This is a genomic window from Candidatus Benthicola sp. (assembly GCF_058719085.1).
In genome coordinates this window covers 41,050-55,071 of sequence record NZ_JBZQEK010000118.1, presented here as the reverse complement: position 1 = coordinate 55,071, position 14,022 = coordinate 41,050, and the positions used below count along the sequence as shown (strand labels likewise).

The 14,022-nt window shown below is 67.7% G+C and carries 17 protein-coding genes; 15 read left to right on the top strand and 2 right to left on the bottom strand.

All coding sequences use genetic code 11. The annotated features are described in order from the left end of the window. The first annotated feature begins 8 nt into the window (after nt 1-8). The 15 genes from AC36XV_RS09385 to AC36XV_RS09315 all read left to right on the top strand — a co-directional run bounded on the left by AC36XV_RS09385 (nt 9) and on the right by AC36XV_RS09315 (nt 12,105). Nucleotides 9-500 (top strand): bacterioferritin, encoded by a 492-nt coding sequence (locus tag AC36XV_RS09385; RefSeq protein WP_492203423.1) that lies wholly within the window; start codon nt 9-11, stop codon nt 498-500. A 2-nt stretch (nt 501-502) separates the two neighbouring features. Continuing rightward, nucleotides 503-874, top strand: coding sequence for a VOC family protein (locus AC36XV_RS09380; protein ID WP_492203446.1), 372 nt, complete (start codon nt 503-505; stop codon nt 872-874). Nucleotides 875-930: 56 nt separating this feature from the next. Next, nucleotides 931-2,100: a serine hydrolase domain-containing protein gene (locus tag AC36XV_RS09375; RefSeq protein WP_492203422.1), complete on the top strand. Its 1,170-nt coding sequence runs from the start codon at nt 931-933 to the stop codon at nt 2,098-2,100. Next, a complete protein-coding gene (locus AC36XV_RS09370) occupies nt 2,097-2,363 on the top strand; it encodes a hypothetical protein (protein ID WP_492203421.1) in 267 nt (88 codons plus the stop codon). Before AC36XV_RS09375 ends, AC36XV_RS09370 begins: the two co-directional genes overlap by 4 nt. A 119-nt stretch (nt 2,364-2,482) precedes the next feature. Further along, on the top strand, nt 2,483-3,004 hold the full coding sequence (locus tag AC36XV_RS09365; RefSeq protein ID WP_492203420.1) for a nuclear transport factor 2 family protein: 522 nt from the start codon (nt 2,483-2,485) through the stop codon (nt 3,002-3,004). A 17-nt stretch (nt 3,005-3,021) separates the two neighbouring features. After that, nucleotides 3,022-3,711 carry a class I SAM-dependent methyltransferase gene (locus AC36XV_RS09360; RefSeq protein ID WP_492203419.1) on the top strand — a complete coding sequence of 230 codons (690 nt, stop codon included), beginning with the start codon at nt 3,022-3,024 and terminating at the stop codon, nt 3,709-3,711. A 2-nt stretch (nt 3,712-3,713) separates the two neighbouring features. After that, nucleotides 3,714-4,298 carry an AmmeMemoRadiSam system protein A gene (gene amrA, locus AC36XV_RS09355; protein WP_492203445.1) on the top strand — a complete coding sequence of 195 codons (585 nt, stop codon included), beginning with the start codon at nt 3,714-3,716 and terminating at the stop codon, nt 4,296-4,298. An 80-nt stretch (nt 4,299-4,378) separates the two neighbouring features. Then, nucleotides 4,379-5,245, top strand: coding sequence for an NHL repeat-containing protein (locus tag AC36XV_RS09350; protein WP_492203418.1), 867 nt, complete (start codon nt 4,379-4,381; stop codon nt 5,243-5,245). A 131-nt stretch (nt 5,246-5,376) separates the two neighbouring features. Next, nucleotides 5,377-6,072 (top strand): VOC family protein, encoded by a 696-nt coding sequence (locus AC36XV_RS09345; protein ID WP_492203417.1) that lies wholly within the window; start codon nt 5,377-5,379, stop codon nt 6,070-6,072. A 32-nt stretch (nt 6,073-6,104) separates the two neighbouring features. Next, a complete protein-coding gene (locus AC36XV_RS09340; protein ID WP_492203416.1) occupies nt 6,105-7,034 on the top strand; it encodes a DNA-3-methyladenine glycosylase family protein in 930 nt (309 codons plus the stop codon). 72 nt (nt 7,035-7,106) lie between these two features. Further along, entirely contained in the window at nt 7,107-7,610 is a 504-nt protein-coding gene (locus AC36XV_RS09335; RefSeq protein WP_492203415.1) for a hypothetical protein, read from the top strand. Between the two features lie 101 nt (nt 7,611-7,711). Next, nucleotides 7,712-8,074, top strand: coding sequence for a cupin domain-containing protein (locus AC36XV_RS09330; protein WP_492203414.1), 363 nt, complete (start codon nt 7,712-7,714; stop codon nt 8,072-8,074). 133 nt (nt 8,075-8,207) lie between these two features. Next, nucleotides 8,208-10,148 carry a threonine--tRNA ligase gene (gene thrS, locus AC36XV_RS09325; RefSeq protein WP_492203413.1) on the top strand — a complete coding sequence of 647 codons (1,941 nt, stop codon included), beginning with the start codon at nt 8,208-8,210 and terminating at the stop codon, nt 10,146-10,148. Further along, nucleotides 10,145-11,098, top strand: a complete 954-nt coding sequence (locus AC36XV_RS09320; RefSeq protein ID WP_492203412.1) for an MBL fold metallo-hydrolase — start codon at nt 10,145-10,147, stop codon at nt 11,096-11,098. Before thrS ends, AC36XV_RS09320 begins: the two co-directional genes overlap by 4 nt. After that, nucleotides 11,095-12,105: an NAD(P)H-dependent flavin oxidoreductase gene (locus AC36XV_RS09315; protein WP_492203411.1), complete on the top strand. Its 1,011-nt coding sequence runs from the start codon at nt 11,095-11,097 to the stop codon at nt 12,103-12,105. Before AC36XV_RS09320 ends, AC36XV_RS09315 begins: the two co-directional genes overlap by 4 nt. Here AC36XV_RS09315 and AC36XV_RS09310 read toward each other — a convergent pair. Both AC36XV_RS09310 and mtnA read right to left on the bottom strand, forming a co-directional pair. Further along, nucleotides 12,074-12,880, bottom strand: coding sequence for a PhzF family phenazine biosynthesis protein (locus AC36XV_RS09310; RefSeq protein ID WP_492203410.1), 807 nt, complete (start codon nt 12,878-12,880; stop codon nt 12,074-12,076). The genes AC36XV_RS09315 and AC36XV_RS09310 overlap by 32 nt on opposite strands. A gap of 17 nt (nt 12,881-12,897) precedes the next feature. After that, a complete protein-coding gene (gene mtnA / locus AC36XV_RS09305) occupies nt 12,898-13,998 on the bottom strand; it encodes an S-methyl-5-thioribose-1-phosphate isomerase (RefSeq protein WP_492203409.1) in 1,101 nt (366 codons plus the stop codon). Between the last annotated feature and the right edge of the window lie 24 nt (nt 13,999-14,022).

Below are 14,022 nucleotides of genomic sequence, written 5' to 3'. Positions count from 1 at the left end.
ACGGGACGATGAAAGAGAAGAGCATCGAGCTGCTGAACGGAGTGGTGGGCGACGAACTCTCGGCCATTCACCAGTACATGTACTTCCACTTCCACTGCGACGATCAGGGATACGACCTGCTGGCAGCGCTGTTCCGGAAGACCTCGATCGACGAGATGCACCACGTGGAGGAAGCCGCCGAGCGGATCCTCTTCCTCGGCGGAGAGGTGGAGATGAAGGCGGCCCACGAGGTCCAGAAGATCCGGGACGTCCGGGAGATGCTCGTCAAGGCGCGAGAGATGGAGGAAGAGAGCATCGCCGAATACAACGAATGGGCAAACCTGGCGTCTCAGAACAACGACGCCGCCACCCGAAAGGTGTTCGAGCAGCTCGTGGCCGAGGAGGAGCGCCACTACGATCAGTTCGACCAGGAGATCTCGAACCTCGACCGGTTCGGGGAGAAGTACCTGGCGCTTCAGTCGATCGAGCGGAGCAAGGCGATGTCCTCGGGAGGGGAGTGATCGTGGACCTGGGGGCCTTCTCCGTCAGTCTGACGGTGAAGGATCTTCCGACCTCCCGGGCGTTCTATGAGACGCTGGGATTCGAGGTCACCGGCGGCGACGAGGAGCACTCCTATCTGATCATGGCCAACGGCGGCACGATCATCGGGCTGTTCCAGGGGATGTTCGACCGGAACATCCTCACGTTCAACCCGGGCCTCCGCCCGGACGGCGAGCGGCTCGAGGAGTTCACCGATGTCCGCGAGATCCAGGCGCGGCTGGAGGAACAGGGCATCGAGCTGACCGAGCGGGCCGACCCGGACTCCGAAGGAGCGGCCCACGTCGCCTTCCTCGACCCCGATGGGAACCCGATCCTGATCGACCAGTTCTTCTGACGGGTGGCTCGTTCGGATCGAGGAACAGAACGGGCGCCCCCGGTTAGGGTCAGGACATGCGGCTCTTCGACCTGAAACCGGCGGTCGTCGCCACGTGGGCGGCGTGCGGCGCTCTGTTCCTCGGCGCGCCCGCACCGCCGCTGATCGCCCAGGGCGCCGCCCCGGTCGGCGAGGGGGCATCGGACTCGTCCGCGGTCCCGGTCGTCCGATCGGGGCGGGGTGATCTCGTCGGACCTCCCCCTCCGCCCCTGTTCATCGCCGACCGGATGGACCGCCTGCTGGCCGACGCCGAGGGAATGGGCGCGCTCACGAGCCTGCTGATCTCGCGTCGGGACAGCGTGCTGGTCGAGAAGTACTACCGGGGGTTGGGTCCGGAACTGACCATCAACGTCAAGTCGGTGTCGAAGACCCTTCTGTCACCCCTCGTCGGGATCGCGATCCGCGAAGGTCTCATCGAGGGTGTCGACCAGCCGCTGGTGGAGCTTCTTCCCGACTACTACGAGGCGCTCGAGAGACGCGGGTCGCTCGATCCACGGAAGAACGAGATCCGGGTCAGGCACCTTCTGAGCATGCGCACAGGCATCGAGACGACCAGCTTCGGCAACTACGGTTCGTGGGTCGCTTCGTCCGACTGGGCATACGACCAGTTGCGCCGGCCGATGGTCTGCGACCCCGGAACGTGCCACATCTACTCCACCGGCAACACCCACCTGCTCTCCGTCATCCTCACACGTCAGTCGGGTCGAAGTTTGCGAGGGTACATGCTGGAGGAGCTCTTCCGCCCGATGGGAATCCCGCTCGGCGAGTGGGACCGGGACCCCCAGGGACGCTACCTGGGCGGCAACAACGTCTCTCTGAGACCGAGAGACATGCTGAAGTTCGGCCAGCTGTATGCCAACGGGGGACGCTTCGAGGATCGACAGCTGGTCCCGGAGACCTGGATCGAGGAGTCCTGGCGGCCTACCGGTCGTTCTCCGTGGAATGGTCACGGCTACGGCTACCTGTGGTGGATCCGCCGGTGGGGGGGCGAGCGGGCGTACTTCGCCTGGGGGTACGGAGGGCAGTTCATCGTGGTCGTGCCCCGACTCGATCTCGTCGTCGTGGCGACCTCTTCGCTCCGCGACCGGGAGCGCGGCCACACGCGTCGCATGTGGCGGTTCTTCGATCGATCGGTCGTGCCGGCGTTTCGCGTCGGCTGGGGCGCGGAAGGGGCGCCGGTGCGGTGACGATCTTCAGGATCCTGTGCTGGGTACCGGCCGCACTGTGGATCTGGGCCCGGGCCATCACCGAGCGATACGACGGCTGGGGCGCCTGGGCGTCCGCCCCGTTGCTGCTGGTTCCGGTGGCGGTCAGCTTTCTGTTCGTCGGCACCGGTTTCCTGCTCGTGAGCCGCCCGGTCGGCGGCGGACGTCACGGCCGTGACTGGATCGCGATCGGAGTGGCAGCGCTGCCTGTGCTGTGGATCGCACTGCGCATGGCGGTCGCCTAGTCGGGTGTCTGTTCAGCGTCCGTCGCCTGCCGGATGTTCAATTCAACGAGATCACCCCGGCTTCCCCCCTGTCGGGTCATGGGGTTCCGTACGACGGATCGTCCTGAAAGGAGCTCGAAATGTGGGGACTCCTCGCCGTCCTGATGCTGCTGCCATCCCCGAACGTCACCTTCTCCGTGCCCGCAGGCGCCGACCCCGAGCCGGATCGACCGGAACCACCCGCGGTGGAGCAGGTGGTGCGCGATGTCTACGACCTCGTCTCCTGGACGAACGGAAACACGCCGGACTGGGAGGTCGTCCGGGACGTGTTCATCCCCGAGGCGATCATCGTCCTCCGGTATCCGCCGGATCTGCAGGTCATGAGCGTGGATGGCTTCCTGCTCGACTGGTTGCGGTTCGAGAACCAGCTTGCCGCCGCCGGCGCCACGGGCTTCAAGGAAGAGGTCCTCGAGACCCGGGTGATGGTGTTCGGAGACATCGCACAGGTAGAGGTCGTGTATCAATCCAGTATTCCGGATTCGGGGCGCCCGCCACGCCCCGGAGTGGACCTCTGGTCACTGATCCGAATCGAGGACCAGTGGAAGGTCGTTTCCGTGGTCAACGAGCTGCCACGGGAAGACCTGCCGCTGCCGAAGCTGTAGGTATGATCGGAGGAACGATGAACGGACCCCTCGACGAAGGCGTCGATTCCTTCTGGGAGACGGCCGAGGCGGTCGCGCGCTTCGAGGCCCGCGATCCCGATGTTCGCCTCCTCGAGCTCCTCGAGGACCTGTCGCCGGCCCGCGAAACCCGCGTCCTCGACCTCGGCTGCGCCGCCGGACGCAACGCCGTGGAACTGGCCCGACGTGGCTTCGACGTGTACGCGGTCGATGCCTCCCGCGCGATGGTCGCCCGGACACGCGAACGTGTCGCCGACATCCTCGGTCCTCGTGAAGCGCGGCAGCGTATCTCTCGCTGCTCGATGTCGGACCTCGGCGGCTTCGGAACCGCGTCGTTCGATCTGGTCGTGGCCCTGGGGATCCTGCACCAGGCGGCAAGCGAGAGGGAGTGGACGTCGGCGATCGCCGAAATCGCTCGCGTCCTGAAGCCGGAGGGTCAGGTGCTGGTGGCGGCCTGGAGTCCTCGATCCCGTCCCGACGGCGTCGACCTGGTGCGTGTCGATGGAGAGAAGCACGTGTATGAAGGGTTCCATTCCGGGAGACACTATCTCGTAGATTCGACGGCGCTGGATCGAACCCTGTCCGAGCACGGGCTCCTTCCCACGGTCCCGACGTCGGAGGTCGAGGTCGAGATGGGGGCGGGGCGGCGGGTCACGGTCAATGGCCTGTACCACAGGGAAAGCCCTTGAGCATGCCTGCCGTGCCTCCGGCGGTTCGCACGGCTCTCCTCGACCTCGCCCGTGGCTCCGTCCTCCGGGCACTGGACGGCCTGCCTCCACCCATGGTCGGCCCGGAATTCGCGGCCGTATCCGCTCCGCGGGCTGCCTTCGTCACCCTCCGCCACCGGGACACGGGCGAGCTCAGAGGGTGCCGGGGAGAATGTCCGGCACGGCGGCCCCTGGCCGAGTGCGTTCGCGGCGTGGCCGTGGCGGCGGCGCTCGAAGACCCGCGCTTCACTCCCGTGACCCGGGAGGAACTGCCGGATCTCCGGTTCGAGATCAGCGCCCTCACGGACCCGATTCCCATTTGCCCGGAGGAGATACGGATCGGCCGGCACGGCCTGATCCTGGTAGCCGACGGCGTGGCCGGGCTGCTTCTTCCCCAGGTTCCGGTCGAACAGGGATGGGATGCCGAGACCTTCCTGGATGCGCTGTGCCGGAAGGCAGGGCTCGCGCGAGATCGCTGGCGTCACGCCGGCGCTTCGCTCCGTGCGTTCGAGGCGGAGGTGTGGTCCGACGGTGGTGGCCCGAGCCCCGCGGCAGACGGGACGCAGTGAGCCCTCGGCAGGCTTGCTGGAAAGGGCCGACCGGCCCCAATGTGGCGGAGTCCGGCTCAGGCAGAGGAGGGAGGTCCCCGATGAAGATCCGGTGGTTCGGTCTGATGGCGGCAACGGTCTTCGTCGGCTTCGCCGGGGCCCTCGAAGCGCACCCGCCCGTCAGTATCGTCATGGACAGCCGGGGCTACGTCTACTACTCCGATCTTCAGAACGTCTGGCGGATCTCTCCCACCGGCACGCGCTCGATCGCGGTCATCGGCGTGCACACGCACCAGCTCTACGTGGACGGCGACAACCGGCTGTTCGGCGAGGACGCGAGGAACGACGACGCGACGGGCCGCCCCTATCATCGCGTGTGGCGCCTCGACCCCGATGGGACGCTGACCGACGTCATTCCGTTCCGGCCCGGCTACCTGTGGGATTACGGGGACTTCGGCTTCGTGCACGACCGCATGGGCGTCGCGTATCTCCTGCAGCAGACCGGGGGGGCAGCCCTGTTACGGCTCGGCGCCACCGGCCGCGTGGAGCGGTATACCCTGCCACGGCCCGAGCCCGGCTTCGCCCTCCCGACGCCGGATGGCCGTGTGCTCGTGACGTCCGGGGTCGACCTGATTCGAGTGGACCCGAGATGGCGACGCGCCACCGTCTGGAAGGAGCGGCTGGCGAACGTCACACCGCGGGTGGTCGACGTGGCGGACCGTCATGCTCTCCTCGGGCTGTGGCTGGACGCCCAGTCGAGGGTGTACGTCGCCTGTTTTTCGGGAGCCGCGGTTCTTCGGATCGATCCCGACGCGTCCGTGTCGGTGCACGTGCGCTCGCCGGAGGGATGGTCGCCCTCCGGAGGCATGGTCGGTCCGGATGAGAGTCTCTGGCTGCTCGAAGTGTCCGACTCCAACGAGATCCGGGTCCGGCGCATCATGGACGACGGCACGGAGCGAGTGTACTGATCGCCGCGGGTCGGGCCGCGACGTGGGCGTGCGGCCTGTTCGCGCTCCTTGTGCCCCTGATCATCACGGCGGGGGAGCATCCGGCCTCGGGGCCCTGTCGCGCCGACTCAGCCCGGGTGCGGATCGACCATGTGACGATCGCCGTGACCGACCTCACCCGAGCCATCTCCACCTTCGAACGGGACCTCGGCTTCACCATGAAGCCCGGAACGGTGCACCGGAATGGTCTCCGCAACGCGCACGTCAAGTTTGCCGACGAGTCCGCTGTGGAGCTGATTACCGTCGAGGAGGGGACGTCGGATGCGCTCTCCGAGCTGTATCGGAGGTTTCTGGCGGCAGGAGAGGGGGGCGCCTTCGTCGCGCTGGCGGCCGGACCGGTCGATTCCGTGCTCGTCCGGCTCGGCGAACCGGCGGACGGGGCAACGATCACTCGCGGGCCAGCCGTGGACTGGCTCGCGTTTCCCGAAGGCCACCCTCTGCACCCGGTATTCTTCGTGGACATTCGGTCGCACACTCCGGATCCGCCGGCGCTCCGCGAGCACGCCAACGGAGCGAAGGGGCTGGCGCGGGTGTGGCTCCAGGTTCAGGCGCCCGAGAGCCTCGAACACCTGCTGGCGCCGCTCGGGGGGCGGTGGTGCGGTACGTGGAGCGACCCGGCCGGCATTTCCATATCGGAAATCGGCCTGGCGAACGGCTCTCTGGTGCTGGCTCCGCTCGAGCCGGAATCGAAACGGGGGCGGATCGTCGGGCTGACGCTGGAGGGAGAGGAACCGCACGACGAGGTCCGGGCCGGCGGGGTCCGTTTCGAGTGGGAGGGCGGCCGGTGATGTGCGGCGGAGACCGATCCGGGGGCGGGTCGTTGCACCGAAGCACGCTCATCACGGAAGCCCCGAGCCCGTTCGACTTTGCCGGCACGGTGTATTCTCACGGGTGGGCGGTTCTCGATCCCAATGCGTGGGATTCCGACCGGGAGCGTCTCCAGAGGACCGAACGCCTCGGTTCCGGATCGGTGGTGCACCTGGAGGTGAGCGGTATGGAGGGCGATGGCCGGGATTCACGGGTACGGATCGAGGTCGCGCACCACGGAGAGCTGAAAGTCGCGGGCAGGGAGGAGATCGTGCTCTCGGTTCGGAGGATGCTGAGGCTCGACGAGGATCTCGGCCCGTTCCACGAGCGGTGTCGGGCGATCGGTGGACGCTGGGAGCGCGCGAGCCGGGGCCTCGGCCGACTCCTCCGGTCGCCCACCCTGTTCGAGGACGTGATCAAGACGATCTGCACGACCAATATCCAGTGGGGAGGAACCCGGGCCATGGTCCGCCAGCTCGTCCGCGGCCTCGGCGAGGCGGGACCGCTCAGCGGGGGGGAAGGCGGCTTCTCCAATGCCTTTCCGACGCCGGAACGGATCGCGGCCGCCGGTGCCGCGGAGATCGAAGCGACGCGGCTGGGTTACAGGGCTCCATACGTGAGGGAGCTGGCGGAGCGGGTGGGGTCGGGCGACCTGGATCTATCGGCTCTGGACGACGAGAGTCGGAGCACCGACGATGTCCGGAGGGCCCTTCTGGGCATCAAGGGTGTAGGGTCCTATGCGGCGGCCACGCTCCTGATGCTGCTCGGGCGATACGACCATCTTGCCGTCGATTCCGTGTACCGGACGTTCGTGTCGGAGCGCTACTTCGGCGGCCGGCGCCCCTCCGACTCGGAGGCCGCGGCCGTGTACGAGGACTGGGGCCGGTGGAAGTATCTGGGGTACTGGTTCGACCTGTGGCAGGGGGCGGACGAGACGGTGTAGCCCCGGTGGCCCGGAATCTGCTCGAACGGTGGCCGGAGGAATTCAGCGAAACTATCGACAGGAGAAGCACCCATGCGTCGGATGCTCGCGGGAGTCGGAGTCGTGATCTTCGTTCTGACGGCGGCCTCGTGTTCCCGGAAGGCGGTCGTCGAGAGCGGTCCGGCGGCGGGCCAGGCCGAGGCGACCGCGAGCGGCACGGTCCGCCGGCTCGGCAGCGAGGGATCCGTCCGCACGGTCATCCAGGGAGACGAGGCGGTGGTCGTCCTGGGGGACTACGAGCCCGAGCTGGCGCGGATCGCGGGCGCCGAGGCGTGGGTCTCGGGCACGGCGGCGGACTCTCCGTACGGTGCGGCCCTCAACGTGACGCAGTACCGGATCATCTCCGTGGACGGAGAGGTTCCCGTAGTCGGCATTCTGGGTCAGGATGCGGAGGGCTATTTCATCCAGATGGATGATGGCGGTGTCGTGCGGGTCGACGTCAGCGACCGTCTGGCCACGCAGCTCGGGGCGAAGATCTGGGCCGTTCTGGGGCGCGACCAGGTTACGGTCACCCGCTACGGCATTCTGCGCGATTGACCGCGCGGGCGCACGGGCGACGCATCCCGCGGCGGCCACCGTGTTGGCGTCTCCGCCGCGCCCGAGGGGCCGTAGGGTGAAGGGATACGGAAGGAAGCTACATGCATCTACGTAAGGCAGGCAGCGTGCCGATCGAGCCGGTCACGGCCGGGCGGGGAACCGGTCGTCAGGTCCTGATCAGCGAAGACACCGGTCCTCACTTCCAGATGCGCCGGTTCATCATGGAACCGGGAGGCGGCATGCCTCGGCACACGAACGAGGTGGAGCACGAGCAGTACGTCCTCAAGGGCCGTGCGAAGGTCGGCATCGGAGACGAGGTCTTCGAGGTCGAAGCCGGTGATGCCGTCTTCATCCCCGCGGGCGTGCCCCACTGGTACCTGGCCGACCCGTCGGGTCCTTTCGAGTTCCTCTGCATGGTCCCGAACCTCCCCGATCGCATTCGGCTCGCTCCCGACGAGGACTGAGCCGGTCGCGGACGGTCGGAAGCTGGCCAACCGGCGGCATACGATCTACCTTCCCGCCCTTCGTATCGGCGGTTCGCCGGATCGGAATCGGGATCCGCCGTTTGCCGTCACTCGAATCATCGACGGGTACGCGATGAGCGATTCCAGCATGAACGTCTCTCTCCCGGACGGATCCAGCAGGGAGCTCCCGGCGGGCTCGACCGCCAGACAACTGGCCGCTGATATCGGTCCCGGGCTCGCCCGCGCCGCCGTGGCGGCGAAGGTGAATGGAGAGCTTCGGGACCTCGATCGTCCGCTGCCGGATGGGGCGACCGTGGCGATCGTCACGCGGGGAGACGACGACGCCGACGCGCTGTACGCGCTTCGCCACTCGACCGCCCACGTTCTCGCCACGGCCGTGCGCGACCTGTATCCGGGTGCGGGCATCGGCTTCGGACCTCCGATCGAGAACGGGTTCTACTACGACTTCGATGTGCCGGAGCCGTTCACGCCCGAGGACCTGGAGCGCATCGAGGCGCGCATGGGCGAGATCGTGCAAGAGGGATACGCCTTCGAGCGGCAGGAGGTGAGCCGAGAAGAGGCAGAGAGCCTGTTCGAGGACGATCCGCTCAAGCTCGAGCGACTGGCCGAAATCCCACAGGACGAAACGATCTCCACCTACACCGACGGTCCATTCACCGACCTGTGCCGCGGACCGCACGTGGCCTCGACCGACGAGATCCGCCACTTCAAGCTGCTGTCGGGAGCCGGGGCCTACTGGCGAGGCGACGAGACCCGCCAGATGCTGCAGCGGATCTACGGGACGGCGTTCTACGATCGGAAGTCTCTCGACGCCTATCTGGACCAGCTCGAGGAGGCCAGGAAGCGCGATCACCGCAGGCTCGGTCAGGAGCTGGATCTGTTCAGCTTCCACGAGGAGTTCGGACCGGGCCTCGTCGCCTGGCACCCGAAGGGGGCGCGCATTCAGCACCGGCTGCGACGCTGGATCGAGGACCTCCTGGAAGTGCAGGGATACGAGTTCGTCTTCACGCCTCACCTGGCGAGCGAAGCGCTCTTCCTCCGGTCCGGCCACCTGCCAGCCTACGCCGAGAACATGTACCCGAGCATGCAGGGCGAGGGAGAGGGCGAGGCGTTCCGGGTGAAGCCGATGAACTGCCCTGGCCACGTGATGATCTACGAGGCCCGGCAGCGCAGCTACCGCGACCTCCCGCTGCGGCTGTCGGAGATCGCCAACGTTTACCGATATGAGCGCTCGGGCACCCTGCACGGGCTTCTCCGGGTTCGGATGCTGACCATGGACGACGGTCACATCTTCTGCACGCCGGACCAGGTGGAAGACGAGATCTTCACCTGCATCGATCTGATCGACGAGGTGATGGGAACGCTGGGCCTGGAGTACCGACTCGATCTTTCCACGCGTCCAGAGAAGAGAATCGGCGCGGATTCCGTGTGGGATCGGGCAGAGGCCGACCTTCAGCGGGCGCTGGACAGGATCGGCCGGCCGTACGGGATAGATGTCGGGGGCGGTGCCTTCTACGGACCGAAGATCGACATCAAGTTCAAGGACGCGATCGGACGGGAGTGGCAGGGCGCGACCATCCAGCTGGACTTCAACCTCCCGGAGCGGTTCGAGCTCGAATACGTCGGAACCGACAACAGGCCGCACCGGCCGGTGATGATCCATCGAGCGATCTTCGGGACTCTGGAGAGGTTCACCGGCTTCCTGATCGAGCACTTCGCGGGTGCGTTTCCCGTGTGGCTCGCTCCGGAGCAGGTCCGCGTTCTTCCGATCACGGACGAACAGGCGGAGGGCGCGCAGGCGGTGGTGGATAGGTTGCGGGAGGCGGGCGTGCTCGCCGAGCTCGACGTCCGCTCGGACACCCTCAACTACCGGATCCGGGACGGTGAGCTCAGCAAGGTCCCGTACCTGCTGGTGGTCGGCGGTCGTGAGCTCGAGAGCGGGACGGTCGCAGTTCGCGCCCGGGGAGCCGAGAAGAAGCAGGTGGTGATGCCGGTCGAGGCATTCGTCGAGCGTATCCGCGAAGAGATCGGATCGAGGGCCCTGGCGCCGTGACCCACGGGGCCTGGACTCGCCGGCAGTTCGCGGTCGCCGGTGCGTCGGCCGTCCTCGGTGCTCGAAGCCTTCCGTGGTTCCCGAACACGCCGCAGTACGAGTGCCTTGTCCTGGGCTCGATTCAAGACGGTGGCCTTCCGCAGGCGGGTTGCTGGACGGAGCGATGTGATCGGGCCCGGATTGATCCCCACTTCGTGGCGTCCCTGGCCATCGTCGACCCGACCTCGGGGCGGGCCTGGCTCGTGGACGCGTCTCCGGATCTGGTCCGGCAGATGGATCTCATCCCGGGGGAGGCCTTTCGCCGTCGTGCCTCCGAACGGAGACCGTTCGAGGGGATCCTCCTGACGCATGCTCACATCGGGCACTACCTCGGGCTCGCGCTACTGGGCCGGGAGGGGCTGGGGATCGAGAGCACCCCCTGTTTCTGCACGGAACGCATGGCGCACTTCCTGAGCACGAACGGTCCGTGGGACCTGATGGTTCGGGAGGGCAGGCTCGACCTCAGGGTCCTGCATCCGGATCGACCCGTGGTGCTCGCGCCGGGTCTCGAGGTCACGGCGCTGGAGGTTCCGCACAGGGAGGAGTATTCGGACACGGTGGGGTTCGTGTTTCGCGGCAAGCGAGCGTCCTTGCTGTACCTTCCCGACATCGACAGCTGGGACGCGTGGGACCGCGACATCTCGGCGGTGGTGGCCGGGGTGGACATCGCGATGCTCGACTCCTCGTTCTACTCGATGGATGAGCTGCCCGGAAGAAGCCAGTCCGAGGTCCCTCACCCGCTCGTGCGGGACACGATGCGCCGGCTGGGTCCGCTGACCGGCGACCACCGGATCGTGCTGACTCATCTGAACAACTCGAATCCACTCCTGGACGAGGGTGGCCCCGAACGGGAGGCCGTGATCGAGGCCGGGTTCGAGGTCGCCCGAGCCGGGCAGAGATTCGATCTGTGACGGCCGGCCCCCTGGAGACGCCCCTCACCCGCCACGCGAGCATCCAGGTTCCCCTCATCGGTGGGGCGATGTACCCGTGTGGCAACCCGGAGCTGGTCGCCGCGGTGTCGGAGGCCGGGGCGATCGGGATCGTCCAGCCCGTGTCCCTCACGTACGTTCACGGCCACGGTCTTCGCGACGGCCTTCGCTACATTCGCTCCCTCACCTCCCGGCCGATCGGGTTCAACGTTCTGATCGAGAAGTCCTCCCGGCGCTACGCGGACCGGATGGCCCGGTGGCTCGATGTCGCGCTCGAAGAGGGAATACGCTTCTTCGTGACGTCGCTCGGCAAGCCCGCCTGGGTCGTGGAGCAGGTCCGATCCGCCGGCGGGGTCGTCTATCACGACGTGACGGAACGCAAGTGGGCCGAGAAGGCGGTGGACGCGGGAGTGGATGGTCTGATCGCGGTGAACGACCGCGCGGGCGGGCACGCCGGTCCGATGCCGGCCGATCGCCTCCTCGGACAGGTGAAAGATCTGGGCCTGCCCGTCGTTTGCGCCGGAGGCGTGTCCACCGAGGCCGAGTTCGTCGAGGCCCTGAGCCTCGGATACTGCGGCGTTCAGATGGGCACCCGGTTCATCGCCACCTCCGAGTGCACGGCGTCCGATGCGTACAAGCACGCAATCCTCGAGGCATCCGAGGCGGATGTGGTGCTGAGCGACCGGGTGACCGGTGTGCCGCTCTCGGTGATCCGTACGCCCTACGTCGAGGCGATGGGCACTCGGGCGGGACCCATCGCCAGGGCCCTTCTGCGTCACCCTCGGACCAAGCACTGGATGCGGTGGTTCTATGCGGTGCGGTCGGGACGTCGGCTCGCCCGTGCGAACCGCGACTCATCCGGGCGTCTGGAGTTCTGGCAGGCGGGAAAGAGCGTCGCCGGCATCGCTTCGATCGAGCCCGCCGGCGACATCGTGCGCCGTTTCGCGGCCGCGGCCGTCAGGCCAGGAGGCGGCCCTCCAGCACGGTGACGGCCCGGCCGGAGAGCAGAACCCGATCGTCCCGAACGCGAACTCCCACGGTGCCCCCTCGCTCGGAGAGCTGACGGCCAACGAGGTCATCCGTGCCGAGCCTCCGGGCCCACCATGGCCCGAGACAGCAGTGAGCCGAGCCGGTGACCGGGTCCTCGGCGACGCCCACCGCAGGGGCGAAGAAGCGCGACACGAAGTCCACCCCACGGGCCACGAGATCGTGTCCTGCCGCCGATGTGACCATGACGCCGCGGACCGGAGCGCTCGACAGGCGCTGAAAGTCGGGCCGCAGGCCGCGGACGACGGCTTCGTCCTCCACTTCGACCAGAACGTCGAAGCGGTTCCTGGCCACCGTGACCGGGGCCAGGCCGCCGAGGGCCTCCAGCAGTCCGGGAGGAGGCTCGCAGGGCTCGGCAGGCTCGGCCGGGAAGTCCATCTCGATCCCGTCTCCTCGCCTCGTGGCTGCCAATCGCCCCCCGAGGGTGTCGAACAGAAGCGGCTCCTCCGGGTCGGCGAGACCTTCCTCCCACAGCGCATGTGCCGCCGCCAGCGTCGCATGACCGCACAGCTCGACCTCTACCTCCGGGGTGAACCAGCGCAGAGGACGTGCATGTCCCTCCTCCCTCGCGTGCACGAAGGCCGTCTCCGAGAGGTTCATCTCCCGGGCGACGCTCTGCATCCAGCCGGGGTCCGTCGGACCCGTGAGCAGGCACACGGCGGCCGGGTTTCCGGAAAAGGGCTCGTCCGCGAAGGCATCGATCTGCAGTACTCTCATGCTCCTCATCTCTTCCGTCAGGTGGAGGCGTACAGCGCCCGGAGGGCGTCGGAACCGGCCTCGCATACCCCTTTCTCCGTGATCAGGCCGGTGACCAGCCTCGCCGGGGTCACGTCGAAGCCGGGGTTGAACACCGGGGTGTCCGGAGGAGTGATTCGAACGCTGGATGGGCGGGCATCGGGACCGAAGCCGCCCACCTCGGAGACTTCCGTCGGGTCCCTCTCCTCGATCGGGATAAGGTGGGCCTCGCCCTCTCCGATCTCCCAGTCGATCGACGGGCCCGGAACCGCGGCGTAGAAGGGAACGCCCGCGTCGCGGGCGGCGACGGCCTTCATGTAGGTGCCGATCTTGTTGCACACGTCGCCCGCGGCGGTGGTCCGATCCGTGCCGGTGATCACCACGTCCACGCGACCGGTTCTGAGCAGGTGTCCGGAGGCGTTGTCCACGACGACGGTGTGATCGACGCCCTCCTCGCGGAGCTCCCATGCGGTGAGCGAGGCCCCCTGGTTCCTCGGTCTCGTCTCGCTGACCCACACGTGCACGGGAATACCGTCGCGATGCACCCGGTACACCGGGGCAAGGGCCGTGCCCCAATCCACGGTGGCGAGCCAGCCTGCGTTGCAGTGGGTCAGCACCTGGATAGGACGCTTCCGATCGGCTCCGCGGGCGATCGCCTCGAGCACCTCGCCGCCGTGTCGTCCGATCGCCCGGCACCGGTCCACGTCTTCGTCCGCCATCTGTCGGGCCCGGGCGAAGGCCGCCGACTCCCTCTCCGCGGGCGGGAGCGCCTCGAGTCGCTCCCGGGTCTCCTGGATCGCCCAGCGGAGGTTGACCGCGGTCGGCCGCGTGTCCAGCAGGCGGCTCGCCGCCGCGCCGAGGCCGGCGTCCGACGCATCGATACGGCATGCCAGGGCGAGCCCGTATGCAGCGGTCACTCCGATCAGGGGAGCGCCACGAACCCACATGTCCCGGATCGCCCGGGCGGCATCCTCCACCGTGTTCAGCGTCTCCCGGCGTACGCGGTGGGGAAGGGCGGTCTGGTCGATGACCTCGATGAGGGGTCCACCCGGACCCTCCACTTCACGGATCGAACGGGTCTGCACACCGCCTACGAGCATGACGGCCGATCCCCGGGGCCCGAC